Here is a 15,091-nt window from a genome sequence, read left to right on the forward strand (position 1 = left end):
ATATCTATATGTGAGGGAGGGTTCATTGGGTACTGATCTTTATTTATTGAGAACATCCGCGTATTCGGAGTAATGCTCGAATCTTCCCTTGGCAAACGGACATAAGGGTACAATCTTAATACCGTTTTCCCGCGCGTATTCCACCATTGCTTTGACAAGTTTGTCGCCAAGCCCCTGTCCTCGGTAAGCATTGTTGACCAATGTGTGATCAATAATATAAAGCTCCGGACTTGAAGTTACATATGTCATTTCCGCAGCAATTGCGCCGTTATCTCGAATAAGGAATCTTTTATTAGCTGTATCATGATTTACAGTGTGCATGTTCATTCCTCTTCCTTTTTTGAATTTTCTCCGTCTAAACGTTTATACGTCAGTGCTCCGCTTGGACATTTGTCGATATGCCGGGCGATTTCCTCTGCAGGGGCGGCATCGGGATTAACCCAAGGGCGTTTGCTTAAATCAAAAACGGCAGGAAACCCCTTTACGCAAATACCGGAATGAGTACATATCTCCGAATTAAACATAACCTCTATATCTTTACCGTAGTACAATTTCTGTTGACTCATTATTCCTTCACACCTTTCACTTTTGAGATTGTTTAAAGATTAAGATCCATTGTTCGAAAGCTATCAGAAATCTTTCCAAATGGCGAAGCGTTGATTCGTCGTTCAATTCTCCAGTGGTTTCATTCAGTTTTTCATGAACGCTGCCGATGAGAACTTTCGGCCCCGGCATCGTATAGGCATTCATGGCAAGCAGTGTCTGCCTCACCTGTGCTTGTGACTGAGCTGTCCCCCCTCCGCCTGGAGTAGCTCCTGCAATCGCAAAAGGCTTTTGAATCAGCACTGAGCTTCTAGCCGGACGTGAGGCCCAGTCCAAAGCGTTTTTCAAAACACCCGGAATTCCCATGTTATATTCAGGAGTGATAATCAGCACACCGTCCGCTGTTCGAATGCTTTCTTTTAATTCAACAACCGACTGCGGATCGCCGTGGCTCTCAATGTCCGAATTGTAAAGTGGGATCGCCGATATGTCAACGTGATGAATCTCCCAATGCTTTGGCGCAAGCTCTTCCATTGCCTTTAACACCTTTCTATTGAAAGAACCTTCACGAAGACTTCCACAAATGGCAGTGATACTAAGTTTGTTTTCGCTCATCTTTGCTCTCCTCTTCTTCTTGGTTTTTAGTCTAAGTGGTCGTTAATTTCGCATAGACGATAAAAAACAAAGTTAATTGTGCCAGGATTATGATGTTTGGAACGGTCAGAATCAAATTGACGGTAAGACAAGCAGCTAAAATCGCTGTAAACAGCCCGAGATGATTGATTTTTAACCGTTGGTGCTCGTACCTGTATTTATGGAAGACAAGAGAAGTGGCAATGAAATAAATAAACACAGAACCAAATAAGTAGTACAGGATAAATGAATAATAGACCTCCTGCAAGTACAATAGCTGTATAGACGAGGCAATCATGCTCAATGACATTAAAATAAACAGGTGCCCGTAAATAACAGTTTGGCCGGCTGTTTGGACCGACTTGTCCACTTTCTTCTCCACATTATCGTAATACTGCCACCAGATAGATACAATCAGAGTAAATGCAAGGATCGAAAACGAAATCGAGTCCCAGTCCCCTTTTTGCGGCTGCAGCACTGAAAGTGTACTGACGACTGACTCGCCAAAAAGAATTAGAGTCAATAAACCAAAGCGTTCTAACAAGTGCCCCGTATGGGTCGGTGATTTCACCAAATGTTTGCGTCCCGCAATAGGCACGATCATTTCAACAATAATACCTGCGTACAATGCAGCATATCGAATCCATGAATCAAAAAAGAGGGAAGATAGGGAGATAATAATTCCAAACCAAAAGCGCGTTCCCAAATAGTGCGCTGTATTTCTTCGATTTCCTTTTTCTTCTGATCTCAGAACAACAAGATATTGGACCGCTGTCATTACTCTAAGTCCAACATAACCAATAAGAAAGGAAATATAGTATTGATCAAAATCTACCGACAGGCTGGATGTCATGATAAGAACAAATAACATTTGTAAAATCAAAAACATCCGCTGATGCCAAAAGTCCTCTCCAAAGCGATTAATAAACATCGTTTGTCCAACCCACGCCCACCAGATCGGGATAAAAATCAAGACGAATTTCAATAAATACTCTAGATGAATATACCCTTCTTCAACATGAAGTAAAACATGCGTTGATTTCGAAAAAGCGGCCACAAATATCAAATCATAAAAGAGCTCTAGCCATGTAACTTTCTTTTCTCCCAAGCTAAAACTCCTTTCTTGTTTCGTATATGACCATTATATAATATTTTAAGTTAACTGTATCTGCATCTTGCAAATTCAAGTGTTCACTTCAACGTCATGAGCAGCTGTTTGAGAATATAAAAAAACAGACTCACAAAACCGCTTAAAAGCAATTTTATGAGTCTGTTTTAATGATGCCGGTGAGAGGACTCGAACCTCCACGGTTTCCCTCACGATTTTGAGTCGCTCCAGCTACTGAGCCAGTAGCAGAAGTTAGGTCAAAGATGAGGAATCCTCAACCCGTGAAAAGCCTTGATAAATCAAGGTTTTTTGCGGGTTTTTCCGTTTTCCCTAAGCCCCGCAAGGCTTTCCGGCGCGAACCCATAATGAGGTCATTTTTGCACGTTGGGAAGAACTTGGAAAGAATCTGACAAGAACCGGCCCACTCCCTGCCATTGACAAATTAATAGAGCGAACGCTCCAGGGAGGGTTACCCATGACAAAAGCCAAGACAATTACCATCGCCAACCAAAAGGGCGGCACCGGCAAGGCCACATCTGCATATAATCTCGCCCATGCCTTATCCCCATGAAAACAAAAAGGTGCTGCTGGTGGATTTCGACCCGCAAGGCAACCTTAGCCTTTGCTTTGGAATTGAACAACCAGATCAATTGTCGGTCAGCGTGTACAACATTCTGGATGCCATTATGAGTGACAAGCCACTTCCCGCTGCCGAGGAGTATCTGCACTCCCAAGGCAACATTACCCTCATCCCCAGTAATATCGAATTGTCCGTCACCAGCATTGACGAACTGCTAAAGCTCTCGGAACAATCGTTCCAGGAGGCTGAAGCGCCATTACCGAAAGGAGATATTCAATCTATTCCCATAAATAAATCCGCACAGTTGCATAGTAGCTTGAACAACTCTATTATAACGAATGAGTTCAGGTGATTTTTTGCTATAAGCCTTGACTACACCACCCGCATAGCAGGTGGTTTTTTGTTTCGCACGCTTCGCATACTCAACGGGCTAAAGCCTTAAATTAAAAACCCGGGGAAGAAATTCCCCGGGCTAACGCTAAGAGTTAAAAATCCGCATTTATGGTCGCAGGGGTCAGAATACAAATGTGACCAGCTTCCTTGTGGCCTGTGCTATCGCTTTTCCGAGACCTCGTAAAAGATCGTCTTCAGCTAGACCAACTTCAGCGTCTTCTCGACGACCGCGGAGTGAATACCTACCGAGGTTTCTCTCATGTACTTCTCGCGCATCTTGGCAGCATTCTTGTAGCTGTCGGCCTGTAAAGCCTTCATCATCTCTTCCTTAGAATCGAAGCTGATCTGGACGATCGCGTCGATTGGAAGCTCTGCTCCATCGGTCATAACGTCCGATAGGTAGTGCTGGATGTACTCCCTCGTCTCGGGAAGCTTAACATAGGTCGGTCCGTAGTCAAATTCCATGAAGTGCCGAAAATCTTCGGTTGAAATCTCAGGTTTCTTCCGAATTACAGTCATCATCGTGAACATCAGTTCTTCACCTTCCATTTTCTAAAGGTTTGTACGAGTATGGCAAAACTCAAGGAAAGTAACCCCTTAAGCTGTTACCTATACGATACAACTTAAAGTTAAGTTTAAGTCAAGCAATTAAAAACTTAATTTTTTGAGTTTGTCGAGATTTTTTTCAACTGTAACTAGTCCATCATAAACAGCAATTTTTTGATTCAATTGTTCCAAATTCTCTCTAATCCGCATCAATTGTTGTTCAACATTCTTTTTATGTGCCAGTAAAATTTCTCTTCGTAGCCCTATTGTTTCATTTCCTTGCACGATTAGATGGGTATATTGTTTAATTTCTTCAATCATCATTCCGGTGTCTTTCAAACAAATCACTAATTCCAGCAATAATAAATCTTCATCTGAATATTGCCTTCTTCCGCTCGTATTACGATTTACGTTTGGGATAATTCCTTCCTTTTCGTAAAATCTTATCGTAGACGCAGGTAAACCGCTCATTTGTGAAATCTGACTCACGGAATACATCATCATTTCCAACCTCCAACTCCAAGCAGATTTTTTAGGTTTTTGGTTGACTTTTAGCCCACAGCCCGATGGATACCGCGCAGCACAGTACCGCAAAGACCGTCACCCCGAAAAATCCGTTCAACTGCGCGTACAAAAGTCCGGCGAAATAGGCCCCGACTGTCGTTGCGGCGTAGTTGACCACGTTCGATAGCGCTGCGATTGTCCCACGGGCAGTGGAGGATAGCGTCTGGAACAGCGCCATCATGATCGGAAAAACGGTCCCAAAGACTAGATACAAGACGAAGAAGCACAGATGCACCAGCAGCGGCGACGCTGCGAAATTGAGCAGCAAATAAAGCATTGCCATCATGCCGATCCCCCCCATCAGCACGGCTCGCCCGCCTAGTCTCGCCGCCGCATGGCCGCCGATAAAACTGCCGATCAAGTTGCCAAGGCCCATGAAAATGAACACGTGACCGATCTCTGACACATTCATCCCGAACTTGTCCGAGAGCCAGTTGCCGATAAACGTGAATACGGCGAAAGCGCCCGTCAAAATCGCAAAAAAGGCCAGATAGGACCCTTTCGCCCCGTTCGCGCCGAGCAGCTCGGCGTAACGATCCATTATAGAAGGCTGCCTGCCGGCAGCCGCCGACTTAAATTGGGGGACGATCCATAAAATCAACGCGAACAGTGCAAAAGCGATTCCCCCGATGATAAAAAACGGCATCTTCCAGGAATGCGCGGCCAAGTAGCTGCCGATCGGCACGCCGACCGTCTGCGAGACTGCGAAACCGGCCGATACAATGCCCATCGATTTCGTCACCTTCGGGGCGGGAACTAGAACTGGAATCGTCGCCCACACCTGCGGAGACGTAAATGCCGCAAAAATGCCGGCCAGCGCCCGAAACGCAAACATCGACCAAAAGTTCCACGCCAAGCCGCACAGGAAGGTAGAAACCGCAAAACCAAGGATGCCAAATAGCATGATCTTTTTCCTGTTCAAACCGTCCGAAACCGGCCCCGCTATAAGAGCGAACAAGGCATACCCCAGTGCATACGCCCCGATCATCCAGCCTGATGCTTCGACGCTGATATGAAACTGCTGCCGAAGCGTCGGCAGCAGCGGCGACACCAGAAACGTATCCGTACCTATTACGAATGCAATCAGAAAATATATGCTTAAGATACTCTTCATTATCGGTTCTCTCCTTTCTTCGTTCAAATTGATTGCGGCTTATTCTCTCACAGGGACATCCGCCTCACGTCTGAGATACCCCTGCAAAATATAACTTAAAACGATGTGCAAGAAAATATTTTTATTATAAAATGGTTTGCTTCCCTTTACCGTAATCTTTATAATGAAGGGCGAATGCCATAGGGATCGAGGTGCTTTCATGCTGTCCTTAGAAAAACAAATCCTGTACATGCTCCTGCATCGGCGAGCAATTTCGACCTCCGAGTTTATTCGGATTTTCAAGGGTCGCGGCAAATCCGAACAGGTTATTCGCAATACGCTCTCTTCCTTAAAGAAGAAAGGCTACATCGTGGCCGAAGACCGGAAATATAATTTGGCGGAAGCAGGCGTCCGGGTTATCGAGAGCCTGCAGCTGAAATTTTCCGGCATGGATACGTCGTGGGACGGGCGCTGGCATTTCGTCATGTTCAGCATTCCCGAGCAGCATCGTTCAACGCGGAATTCGTTCCGCCGCGAGCTTATGCAAATCGGTTACGGGCTCTTGTTCGACGGCGTCTTCGTATGCCCGTTCAATCGCGAGAACGCCGTGCTCCAGTTGGTCGAGCAGTGCGGCCTGGACGCATCATGGATCCGCACTGCAATCGGCGAGCTGCGTTACGGTCCGATCACGGCGATCGATGCGGTACGGATTTGGCCCGTCCAGGAGCTGAATGAGAAATACGCCTGGTTTATCGGCTGGATCAACGACAAGATCAAAGAATCGTCGGCTTTCATGGAGAACAGCGCGGAGCTTATGCCGTGGGATGTCTTGCTGCTTATTTTGGAGGCCGGAGAGGCGTTCGGTGAAATTTTGCTAGAAGACCCATTCCTGCCGAGAGAGTTGCTGCCGGACGATTGGAAAATGCCGAAGGCTCGGGAATTGTATCATTTTTATATCGACCATAAGCTCGTTCCCCTGCTCCAAAGCGACAAAGAGCTGTATTCCCTGATCGTGTCGAGGGACTGAATATCGACAATGACGACTTAAGCTGTTAAACAAGCTTGCGGCTGAAGCTCATCGCAGCCATTACGAGACTTGCGGCAAAGATGACGGCGGCGACTTCATCGAGGCTGCCCGTCGTTGCCTTACCGCTGAAGACGGCGCCGATCAGGCTCGTCGCCAAAATACTCCCCAAAGAGCGGAAGGTAAGGAACAACCCGGACGCAGCGCCTGTCTCCCCCGGTTTGGCAAGCGTGAACAGAGCCGTCTGCCAGCCAACATTGGCAAGGCCGTTCGGGATGCCAAGTATAGCGAGAACGGCCAGCAGCCATATTAATCCGGTATCCAATTTTACGAACAGCAATAGCACCGTACCAAGGACCAGGAACATGTACCCGACGACGATCGATTTTCTGTACGTGTAGCGGGAAACGATGGGGACCGCCACCTGCGTCGCCACGATTCCGGATACCAGCAGCGGCAGCAGAATAAGTCCCGACTCCTTCTCCGAGTATCCCCGCAGCAGCTGCAGCCACAAAGGCAACCCATAGAGGATGCAGTAATACACAAAACTTGTACCTGCGTACTGCACATACACCATCAATAGTTTCAAATCAGACTTCAGAAGCCTCACATTGATAAACGGGTTCTCCCTGCGCAATTCGTAGCCGACCAGCACGCCAAACAGAGTCGCGGCAGCAATAAGCATCCACCAAAGCGGGCCGCTCTTCATGGACTGCAGAAAATAGATGAACCCGAAAAGCGAGCTGCTAAAAAGCAGAATGCCCGGAATATCAAGCTGGATCCGCCAGACTGCCACACTCCGGTCAGTGACGGCCGAGGATTGTTCTCGGGGAATCCAAAGGCGGAATAAAGCCATAATCAGCATTACAATAGGCACATTAATCCAGAAAATGGACCGCCAATCGATGAAATATACAAGAAAACCGCCGATGACCGGACCGAGCGCTGCCGTAATATTGTTCGTGAAGGAAATCATCCCTGTAGCCGAAACGGGAATTTTCCCGTTATTCGTCCCGGCTGCGGCTGCAGAAGCCTGGAGCAGCGCCATCCCTGCCGGAAATAACGCCGTATTGCTGAACGCCTGCAAAATGCGCAGGGCTACCAGCCACCCGAACGACGGCGCCCAAACGGAAAACAGGCTGAACAAGGCAACGAAAATGAGCCCGGCGCTGAAAATACGGCGGGGCCCGTACAGATCGGCAAGCTTGCCCATAACCGGCTGGCCGATGGCCGTCATCAGGAAATAACCTAAAATCAGCCAGGACGTCTGCGCGATCGAAATATGATAATAGAAAGCGATTTTCAGAAGCGCAACCGAGATCATTGACGAGTTAAGGGGATTCAGCAGTGCCGCCATAGCAACAATGCCGGTCATTTTTCTGACGGTTGAATCCATCTTTAGGCGATTGTTTGAATGGAAAGCCGCGAGTTGGTCATTCATGTTTCACTCACCCTCTTCCTCTCATATCTGGGCAAGTCTTCGGGGCCAAAATGCCAGCAGCACGCGCCTGAAGAGGCGCGCACCGCGGCAAACTTCGAGAAAGGTCAGTTGTCGGTTTTGGCCTCGAAATACTCAACCATCAGTCCGTCGGGATTCCGAACCATCATGTTTTTGCCGAACGCGTTCGAGTGCGGGCCGTGCAAAATTACAGCCCCGTTCTCCTTCAGCCACGGCTCGAACTCGTCGAGGGAATCGACGTAAAAGATAGCCTGGATGTCGCGAACCGGGTCAAGCGACTCCTTGTCGCCGGACAAAATAAGAACGCTACCGATTTTGGCGCCCTTGATATCTAGTTCGGCAATATCGAAGCGCATCTCGCAGGCAGTGCCTTGAATATTCTCGTAGAAGGCGATCGTGCTGTCGAATTTCTCTTTGTCGGTATAAAGGCGAAGTATCCGGTCGGTCACGAGCATAACATTCATCCTCTCCAATAAATTACATGTCGTGGCGTATAACGACGCATTCGAGATTGCTTGCCGCCTCCGCGGCTTCCATCGCTTCCGGCAAATCCTTGAGCGGATATACTTTCGCAGCAATCGGGCTCATATCAAGCTGTCCGCTTCTCAGCAGATTCAGCAGCTTGAAATGGGCGTCGGCGTCGTACATGAAGTGGCCGATGATCTCCAGGCTGTTGAACATCATTTGCATGTAGTTCACAGGTAAAGGCGAGGTCATGCTGCCCATCAGCACGAGCCGGCCGCGCTGCCGCAAGCTGCCGAGAGCTGCCAGCGTAGCGTTTGGGTCTCCGGCCTGGCCGATCATATCGAAGGCCATGTCGGCTCCGCCCCCTGCCGCTTCGCGCAGGGCTTCACTGTCCTTCCGGACGTCGCCGCTTAGCGCCACGGTCGCAACTCGGTTGCCGGCTGTTTTGGCCAGCACCTCTAGCGACGTTGTGTTGCGGCCCGCGGCGATTACCTTGCCCGCTCCCATAGCCAGCGCCACGAGCACCGCCGCCGTTCCGTAAGCCCCGGTCGCGCCGGTGACGACGACCGTTTCACCCGCCGCCAATCGGCCTCGCACGAGTCCGCCGTATGGTACGACGCAGCGGCTGAAGACGGCGAACTGCTCCGGAGCAATATTGTCCAATCCTTCCACGGGGGTGACCGCCATGACTGGGAACAGCGCATATTCGGCAAGGGTGCCGTCGGCCCAGTCGGCCTGCATTTGTTCGCCTATGCCACCGAAATGGGTGACGCCGATCAAAATTTGCCCTTTTTCGGGCACGTTCTCGCCCGAGACCAGATGCGAGGATAGAATGACACGCTGCCCAGGCTTCAAATGCCACACGTCGGGACCGACGGCCTCGATAACCCCGTAGCCGTTCCCTCCGGGAGTGAACCAGCCTTTCGGCGGCAAATAGGTCGGGAGCTTGCCTTCGACATATTCTTTCAGATACGACATCAGCGACGAAGCTTCGATTCGGACCAGTACACTTCCCGGACGTACTTCTGGCTTCGGAACTTCCTTGAGCTGTAATCCACTGCCGAATCCTTTGATCTGCCATGCCTTCATCGTGTTGCTCATAGGTGACTTCCTCCTTTAAAAAAATGCAAATGCCAGCGTCAGGAAGAAATATAACATATTAAAATGCGAAAGTAAATATTTATATTATACAGATGAGGCACGTCAGCGTTATGACTAAGCGTGGTTTACCATCGATTTAAGTTCGTAACACAACCTCTTCTCATACTGTCGAAGGGCATGAACTGGTATCCTATAAAAAAAGAACCGCGCAGGGCGCGGATCCAAATCAATGATTTTGATTAAAACAGCTTAAATAATAAAGCCGCCATCCATAACTAATGTTGTACCAATTGTGAAAGATGCTTCTTCTGAGAGTAGGAAAACAATGCCTTTTGCAATTTCTTCTGATTCAGCGATTCTTTTCATTGGAATCATTTGCGAAAATTTTTCAATCACTGCATCACCAAGTCCTTCCGTAATTTCAGATTTGGTTGGGCCAGGTGCGATGGAATTAATTCGAATATTTTGATTAGCCATTTCTTTGGCAGCTACTTTAGTTAAAGCCTCAACAGCGAATTTCGATGCACTATAAGCACTAGAAAGATTGGTAGGTCTAATTCCAGCAATGGAGGAAACATTCACAATGGCTCCGCCTCCTGTTTTCAACATTTGTTGAACTTCGTATTTCATACAGGCAAACAAGCCTATAACATTCGTTTGTAACGCATCTTGGAGATCCTTTGTTTCGGTATCAACCAAAGGAGCAGGTGTTTTACTTATTCCTGCGCAATTTACTGCTAAATCCAACCTTCCATATTGATCAACGATCCACTGAATGCCTTCGCGTATGCTTTCTTCACTCGCAACATCCATCTTCAAGAAAACTGCTTCTCCACCCAGAGCACGAATTTCTTCCACAACTTGTTGTCCCTTCTCTTTACGGCGGGCTGCGATGACAACCTTAGCTCCCTTAGATGCTAATATCACTGCAGTCGATTTACCTATACCACTTGTTGCACCTACCACTAAGGCTACCTTGTTTTTCATTTTCAAAACCTCCAGATATTTTTATTTATGATTAAGCGTCCCTTCTAATCTGATGACGAAAATTCCAACCTTAGGTTTTTTTGAGCCACTCCTTCATTAACACAGATCAACTAAAACGAATGTTCATTCTATTCTTTATCAATCCATCTTATATATTCATCGTAACCCATCTCCCTGAAATAAGATTGAACGTTCGTTCTAGTGGTTATAAAAAAGGCTTGTTCGAGCGAGCCTATCGTTCCGTCAGCGCATTATCCATGAGACGTACGGCATTCCAGCAGGAACGGATTGCTTCGTGTACGCTGTCGGTGGTTAATTCGAAGATACCGTGCAGATGGGCTTTCAACATGTAAACAAAAGTCCCGTAATGCATCTGCACCATCATTTTCGGATTCAGCGGGATAAACAACATCTGCTGAATTGCTTCTTCGTATAACTTGTTCATAGGCCCGCACCAACCGCCTGTATAGACAGCCTTCTTCACATCCTCGTAAATGTAAGGCGAGAACGAATACTGCTCAATAAATTGAAAACCCTGCGGATATTTTTTACCCAAGTCGATCACCCGGTTCCAACCCAACTCGAACTTTTCACGAATTGTTCTGCCCTGCAATAAACCTTCACGCACATACTCTCCGTTAAACGTGACAATTGCTTTGTACAACTCGTTCACAATATCTTCTTTACTTTGGAAATAGTGATAAATGCTCCCCGTCGATACGCCAGATTCCTTTGCTATTAGCGCCATCGAGGTCGCCTGTAATTCCTTCCGAATAATGATATTAAGTGTCGTTTCCAAGACGGCTCGCTGCACCTTGTTGTATTTCTCAAACATTCGGCTCCTCCTTTCCCACTTCCAAATCGAACGTTCATTCTAACTTAGAATACACCTAATGCGCTCTTCAGTCAATAAAGTTGATTGTCTGATAATTGTTGTGATGGAAAAGATAATGTTTTTAATTTGGCGGAATCCAGCCGATTGCGTTAATTTGTTTTGGTGCCTTTATCACCTGCGGCTGGCTGAATAAGCTCAATCAGATTGCCTTCCGGATCCTTCACGTAGGCAAAGCGGGCCCCAGGACGAACTGCATCCGCTGGAGGAGAGACACTAACAGCACCTGCAGCGAGGATATCCGAATACACCTTCTCTAGATCTTTCACATAAAGTGCCCAATGAAAGTAACCTTGTGTGCCAGAAGCGTCAAATGGATCTTTAAATTTCTGGGGTTTAGATTCACCGCGTTCTATGAGCTCGATTTTCAGCCCGTCGGGAGCACGAAGGATTACTGATCTAATTTTCGCCTCGGGCATCTCGAAATGTTCTTCTTCCTCAACAAGACCCAAGGCTTTACCGTAGAAGCGGCGCTGAGCATCAAGGTCGGCGACCGAAAGGCCCATATGGTCAAAGGTGAATGTACCTACTGTAGCAATATTCATTTTACTCGCCCCCGTTGTTTTAGAGTCTGAAGCTTGATTTTCAACATACATTTCGTTCTCCTATTAAGATAAATATCGCAACTCTGTCCAAATCTATCCCCCTCTTTTCTACTGACTTCATCGCTTCCACTGCCAAGCTGGTTTCTTTTTGAATGGTGAAAAGCTCAGACATGAGGGCATTTAACGGAAACCTTAATATTTTCACGGTGTTGAAGTGAGAGTTGCAAATCCAAGGAAGAACAATTGATAAAAGATACGTCCTGGATGTTTTGTCTTTATAGCAGCTTGAAGGGCAGAACGATGTGCGGCCAAATGACGTTTTCTAACGCTATGACCGAGTTCATGGGCGATTTCGAAGTGACGATATGCATCTTTCCACTTCCCTTGGATGGCGAGATTTTTGCCAGTTTCCATTTCTTGTTCAAAGAGATCGAAGTTCTTTTCCCCCATGTTCATGTCTCCTTGTTAATAGGTGGTCAACAGGAAGCCACCGATTGAGGAATAAAGTCATGACTTACAATCCCAATTGGATGTTGCGCGTTTCATATAAGCAACTCAAACCATTGGGGTCGTTCTCCACCTTGTAACTCACAAAGCGTTCAGCTTCATCCGAAGTCCGAATACGCAGAGGCTTTTCCTCCAGACGTGTCAATTCAAGCACGACTTTAGCCACGGATTCAGGAGATTGAGGGTCGGCGTTGACTGAACCAAAAGTCGAGATGAATGCATCGAATACCGGTTTAAATTCATCTTCAGGAATTCCGCCATTTGCAGCAATTTGGGACATAACCGTATTACTAAAATTCGTATTGATAGCCCCAGGTTCAATAAGCGTAACGTCGATATTGAAATACGGCTTATAATACGTGGCCAAACTCTCAATTAAACCCTCAAGAGCAAATTTACTGGCGCAGTACACCTCATTCAGAGCTTGACCAACTAAGCCGCTAATACTTGAGGTGGCGACGATATGTCCACCGCCTGCTTTGCGCATTAAAGGGAATGCCTCCCGGATGGTACGAATAACGCCGTAGACATTGGTATCAAAGACTTCTTGGACATCTTTGATTTCCGTCTGGTTCAATGCTTTCACGTATCCGAAGCCCGCATTGCAAAAAAGCAAATCCAATCGACCATGATACTGATCAATGGTTTGGATCGCACGTTCAATTGTATCTTGCTTGGTAACGTCAATATTCACGAAGTTAAGGTTTCTGTGGATGTATTTTTGTTGATCTCTTTCAATATTCCTTGTTCCAGCATAGACAGTCCAGCCTTCTGCCGCGAATAATAATGCGGTTGCCAACCCGATTCCGGAGGATGCACCGGTAATACAGATTACTCTGCTCATAAGTATCACTCCATATGTTTATTTTTTAAACTGTTTAATAATTAAACATTAATGCATGCCAACTGTTTTGTCAACACACTGCTTACGAAAAGTTTACAGCGGAAGCTTACTCAAAAGTTTACTTAGGGTAGCGATTTCATCATTTGAGTACACGTCGAACATTTTTGCAATTTGCTCATGATATTCGCTAAGGACCGAATTCGCTAAAGCATGTCCTTGATCGGTCACCCGGATCTGTAGGCTTCTACGGCTTGTGGGGTGAGGATGGCGAGAAACTAGTCCTTGCTTTTCCATTTTATCTAGCAACTGAGTAATAGCTCCACGTGTTACGCCAACTTCTGAGGCAATATCCATCGCAATATATTCAGGATGTTTTAGAAGCAATTCAAGTGTAAACATCATTACGGGAGAAACGTCATATCGAAGAAGCACCCTATTCAATACTCCGGTGAGTGCATTTTTAATATCACGCATCTGATAGGATAATAATTGATATGATTCCATATAAACACACCTTTTCTGACGAATGTATACTTGGGAAGATTCCCAAAGCTGCTATTATTGTACCATTCCCTATTTTCGGATAAAAAAGCAACTCGGTAAACAGACTATAAAATAATTTTGGATTAAAGATCAAGTTTTTGTGTGAACTCCGATAGTCTTTGCATCATGCTCCACGTAGCCTTCCGCAGTACTTTTTTTCACAGCTTTTATATCTTTATGAGGAGGCAGGCCGAAAAGTCTCCGGTATTCTCGGCTAAATTGGGAGGGACTTTCATAACCAACCTCCAGAGCCGCAGTTGTTGCATCCATAGAACCGCTCAGCATGAGGCGTCTTGCTTCCTGAAGCCGTAGTAGCTTCTGATACTGTAAAAGCCCCATTGTAGTGACGGCCTTGAACTTATGATGGAGCCCCGAAACGCTCATGTTGCTTGATTTTGCGAGCTCCTGGACGCTAAATGAGCGGGCGTAATTTTCTCTTATCCATGAGATGGCTTTGCCAATTCCGTCAGCTTGTTGGTCAAAAAATACCTGTTGGAAAAATAAGTGTCCATAGTCCCCTGACAATAAATTAAAAATCATTTCACGCTTAATGAGTGGAGACAGAAAACGAGCTTCTTTGGGTTTGTCAATAAGTTTGAGCAATCTGATAAATAAGTTTAAAAGGTCGGAATCGGATCTCCCAATGAATACGCCGGGATTCAGCTTTTTATCCTTAGGTTTAACGTTGATTTCAGCCTCCATTACCACAGAAGCGATTTCTTTCGTCGTAATATCAACATGAAGACCGATATATGGGGTTTCTTTTGTTGCGCCGATAACTTGTGCAGATGCAGGCATATCAATTACTGACGCCAAGTAATCGCCAGAGTGATAATGAATCATGTCTTGCCCAAGATGCAGTTTCTTTGTCCCTTGAAGAATAAGACAAAATGAAGGAGTCAAAACACTTGGATTCAGTGGGGTTTGATGACTTTTTCGGATAATAGAAAGAAACGGAATTATCGTTTGCGTGCTTCCCTCTACGTTGGTTATCCTCTCTGTCATCGTAATGATTTGATCCAATACCTTTTGATGAGTTGAGATGTTCTCTCCAAATAAAGTATGGAATTTCTGTTTCGACATTTATGATTACCTCCTTTTTTATAAGTCATTTGGATACGGAACTTCCACCTATCTATGAATTTCTTCGTTCCATCGTTATTAAATAGTATACATTCTTCGCGGTACAGCACCATACAGTCGAACGATGAAAAATATAGCATTTTGCAGCTTTAGGCAAGGTTTTTGCAGAAACGGTCTATTT

At 46.2% G+C, this 15,091-nt stretch carries 20 protein-coding genes; 3 read left to right on the top strand and 17 right to left on the bottom strand.

Going from position 1 to position 15,091, the window contains the following annotated elements; genetic code table 11:
* Nucleotides 1-39 precede the first annotated feature (39 nt).
* Genes KP014_RS26850 through KP014_RS26865 form a run of 4 tightly spaced genes read right to left on the bottom strand, consistent with a single transcriptional unit; the run spans nt 40 to nt 2,284 of the window.
* Nucleotides 40-321 carry a GNAT family N-acetyltransferase gene (locus tag KP014_RS26850; protein ID WP_036600719.1) on the bottom strand — a complete coding sequence of 94 codons (282 nt, stop codon included), beginning with the start codon at nt 319-321 and terminating at the stop codon, nt 40-42.
* A gap of 2 nt (nt 322-323) precedes the next feature.
* Entirely contained in the window at nt 324-566 is a 243-nt protein-coding gene (locus tag KP014_RS26855) for a (4Fe-4S)-binding protein (protein ID WP_025688521.1), read from the bottom strand.
* Nucleotides 567-582: 16 nt separating this feature from the next.
* Nucleotides 583-1,158 (bottom strand): NADPH-dependent FMN reductase, encoded by a 576-nt coding sequence (locus KP014_RS26860; protein ID WP_036600713.1) that lies wholly within the window; start codon nt 1,156-1,158, stop codon nt 583-585.
* Nucleotides 1,159-1,189: 31 nt separating this feature from the next.
* Nucleotides 1,190-2,284 (bottom strand): low temperature requirement protein A, encoded by a 1,095-nt coding sequence (locus KP014_RS26865; RefSeq protein WP_036600712.1) that lies wholly within the window; start codon nt 2,282-2,284, stop codon nt 1,190-1,192.
* Nucleotides 2,285-2,759: 475 nt separating this feature from the next.
* Between KP014_RS26865 and KP014_RS29200 the strand changes: the two genes are divergently transcribed.
* The gene (locus tag KP014_RS29200; protein WP_254776488.1) at nt 2,760-2,855 is read left to right on the top strand and encodes a ParA family protein; all 96 of its coding nucleotides are present in this window, start codon (nt 2,760-2,762) and stop codon (nt 2,853-2,855) included.
* Entirely contained in the window at nt 2,839-3,216 is a 378-nt protein-coding gene (locus tag KP014_RS26870) for a ParA family protein (protein WP_281426439.1), read from the top strand. The genes KP014_RS29200 and KP014_RS26870 overlap by 17 nt, the downstream gene beginning before the upstream one ends.
* A 239-nt stretch (nt 3,217-3,455) precedes the next feature.
* Here KP014_RS26870 and KP014_RS26875 read toward each other — a convergent pair whose 3' ends face one another.
* The 3 genes from KP014_RS26875 to KP014_RS26885 form a co-directional block, all read right to left on the bottom strand.
* Nucleotides 3,456-3,806 (bottom strand): EthD domain-containing protein, encoded by a 351-nt coding sequence (locus KP014_RS26875; protein ID WP_216700427.1) that lies wholly within the window; start codon nt 3,804-3,806, stop codon nt 3,456-3,458.
* Between the two features lie 99 nt (nt 3,807-3,905).
* Nucleotides 3,906-4,307, bottom strand: a complete 402-nt coding sequence (locus tag KP014_RS26880; protein ID WP_246590597.1) for a MerR family transcriptional regulator — start codon at nt 4,305-4,307, stop codon at nt 3,906-3,908.
* A gap of 28 nt (nt 4,308-4,335) precedes the next feature.
* On the bottom strand, nt 4,336-5,481 hold the full coding sequence (locus KP014_RS26885; protein WP_036600710.1) for an MFS transporter: 1,146 nt from the start codon (nt 5,479-5,481) through the stop codon (nt 4,336-4,338).
* Between the two features lie 199 nt (nt 5,482-5,680).
* On the opposite strand from KP014_RS26885, the gene KP014_RS26890 reads away from it, so the two are divergent.
* Nucleotides 5,681-6,487 (top strand): PaaX family transcriptional regulator C-terminal domain-containing protein, encoded by an 807-nt coding sequence (locus tag KP014_RS26890; protein ID WP_036600709.1) that lies wholly within the window; start codon nt 5,681-5,683, stop codon nt 6,485-6,487.
* Nucleotides 6,488-6,512: 25 nt separating this feature from the next.
* On the opposite strand, the gene KP014_RS26895 is transcribed toward KP014_RS26890, so the two are convergent.
* The 10 genes from KP014_RS26895 to KP014_RS26940 form a co-directional block, all read right to left on the bottom strand.
* A complete protein-coding gene (locus KP014_RS26895; RefSeq protein ID WP_051500437.1) occupies nt 6,513-7,925 on the bottom strand; it encodes an MFS transporter in 1,413 nt (470 codons plus the stop codon).
* Nucleotides 7,926-8,029: 104 nt separating this feature from the next.
* Entirely contained in the window at nt 8,030-8,392 is a 363-nt protein-coding gene (locus tag KP014_RS26900) for a VOC family protein (protein ID WP_216700428.1), read from the bottom strand.
* Between the two features lie 28 nt (nt 8,393-8,420).
* Nucleotides 8,421-9,509, bottom strand: a complete 1,089-nt coding sequence (locus tag KP014_RS26905) for a zinc-dependent alcohol dehydrogenase (RefSeq protein WP_090834816.1) — start codon at nt 9,507-9,509, stop codon at nt 8,421-8,423.
* Between the two features lie 249 nt (nt 9,510-9,758).
* Nucleotides 9,759-10,496, bottom strand: a complete 738-nt coding sequence (locus KP014_RS26910; protein ID WP_036600707.1) for an SDR family NAD(P)-dependent oxidoreductase — start codon at nt 10,494-10,496, stop codon at nt 9,759-9,761.
* Between the two features lie 232 nt (nt 10,497-10,728).
* A complete protein-coding gene (locus KP014_RS26915; protein WP_036600706.1) occupies nt 10,729-11,331 on the bottom strand; it encodes a TetR/AcrR family transcriptional regulator in 603 nt (200 codons plus the stop codon).
* Nucleotides 11,332-11,480: 149 nt separating this feature from the next.
* Complete coding sequence (locus tag KP014_RS26920) at nt 11,481-11,984, bottom strand: VOC family protein (protein WP_216700429.1); 504 nt, start codon at nt 11,982-11,984, stop codon at nt 11,481-11,483.
* Nucleotides 11,985-12,134: 150 nt separating this feature from the next.
* Entirely contained in the window at nt 12,135-12,383 is a 249-nt protein-coding gene (locus KP014_RS26925) for a DUF3703 domain-containing protein (protein WP_036600705.1), read from the bottom strand.
* 64 nt (nt 12,384-12,447) lie between these two features.
* A complete protein-coding gene (locus tag KP014_RS26930) occupies nt 12,448-13,284 on the bottom strand; it encodes an SDR family oxidoreductase (RefSeq protein WP_036600704.1) in 837 nt (278 codons plus the stop codon).
* 93 nt (nt 13,285-13,377) lie between these two features.
* Nucleotides 13,378-13,788 carry a MarR family winged helix-turn-helix transcriptional regulator gene (locus tag KP014_RS26935; RefSeq protein WP_036600703.1) on the bottom strand — a complete coding sequence of 137 codons (411 nt, stop codon included), beginning with the start codon at nt 13,786-13,788 and terminating at the stop codon, nt 13,378-13,380.
* 129 nt (nt 13,789-13,917) lie between these two features.
* The gene (locus KP014_RS26940; protein WP_036600702.1) at nt 13,918-14,910 is read right to left on the bottom strand and encodes an AraC family transcriptional regulator; all 993 of its coding nucleotides are present in this window, start codon (nt 14,908-14,910) and stop codon (nt 13,918-13,920) included.
* Between the last annotated feature and the right edge of the window lie 181 nt (nt 14,911-15,091).

It is taken from the genome of Paenibacillus sophorae, assembly GCF_018966525.1.
In the GTDB taxonomy this organism is placed as follows: Bacteria; Bacillota; Bacilli; order Paenibacillales; family Paenibacillaceae; genus Paenibacillus_AQ; species Paenibacillus_AQ sophorae.

Bases quoted from the DNA above. Each gene is read 5' to 3' on its own strand.
- KP014_RS26850 (WP_036600719.1), bottom strand. From the start codon at position 321: ATGCACACTGTAAATCATGATACAGCTAATAAAAGATTCCTTATTCGA.
- KP014_RS26855 (WP_025688521.1), bottom strand. From the start codon at position 566: ATGAGTCAACAGAAATTGTACTACGGTAAAGATATAGAGGTTATGTTT.
- KP014_RS26860 (WP_036600713.1), bottom strand. From the start codon at position 1,158: ATGAGCGAAAACAAACTTAGTATCACTGCCATTTGTGGAAGTCTTCGT.
- KP014_RS29200 (WP_254776488.1), top strand. From the start codon at position 2,760: ATGACAAAAGCCAAGACAATTACCATCGCCAACCAAAAGGGCGGCACC.
- KP014_RS26870 (WP_281426439.1), top strand. From the start codon at position 2,839: ATGCCTTATCCCCATGAAAACAAAAAGGTGCTGCTGGTGGATTTCGAC.
- KP014_RS26875 (WP_216700427.1), bottom strand. From the start codon at position 3,806: ATGGAAGGTGAAGAACTGATGTTCACGATGATGACTGTAATTCGGAAG.
- KP014_RS26880 (WP_246590597.1), bottom strand. From the start codon at position 4,307: ATGATGATGTATTCCGTGAGTCAGATTTCACAAATGAGCGGTTTACCT.
- KP014_RS26885 (WP_036600710.1), bottom strand. From the start codon at position 5,481: ATGAAGAGTATCTTAAGCATATATTTTCTGATTGCATTCGTAATAGGT.
- KP014_RS26890 (WP_036600709.1), top strand. From the start codon at position 5,681: ATGCTGTCCTTAGAAAAACAAATCCTGTACATGCTCCTGCATCGGCGA.
- KP014_RS26895 (WP_051500437.1), bottom strand. From the start codon at position 7,925: ATGAATGACCAACTCGCGGCTTTCCATTCAAACAATCGCCTAAAGATG.
- KP014_RS26905 (WP_090834816.1), bottom strand. From the start codon at position 9,509: ATGAGCAACACGATGAAGGCATGGCAGATCAAAGGATTCGGCAGTGGA.
- KP014_RS26910 (WP_036600707.1), bottom strand. From the start codon at position 10,496: ATGAAAAACAAGGTAGCCTTAGTGGTAGGTGCAACAAGTGGTATAGGT.
- KP014_RS26915 (WP_036600706.1), bottom strand. From the start codon at position 11,331: ATGTTTGAGAAATACAACAAGGTGCAGCGAGCCGTCTTGGAAACGACA.
- KP014_RS26920 (WP_216700429.1), bottom strand. From the start codon at position 11,984: ATGTATGTTGAAAATCAAGCTTCAGACTCTAAAACAACGGGGGCGAGT.
- KP014_RS26925 (WP_036600705.1), bottom strand. From the start codon at position 12,383: ATGGGGGAAAAGAACTTCGATCTCTTTGAACAAGAAATGGAAACTGGC.
- KP014_RS26930 (WP_036600704.1), bottom strand. From the start codon at position 13,284: ATGAGCAGAGTAATCTGTATTACCGGTGCATCCTCCGGAATCGGGTTG.
- KP014_RS26935 (WP_036600703.1), bottom strand. From the start codon at position 13,788: ATGGAATCATATCAATTATTATCCTATCAGATGCGTGATATTAAAAAT.
- KP014_RS26940 (WP_036600702.1), bottom strand. From the start codon at position 14,910: ATGTCGAAACAGAAATTCCATACTTTATTTGGAGAGAACATCTCAACT.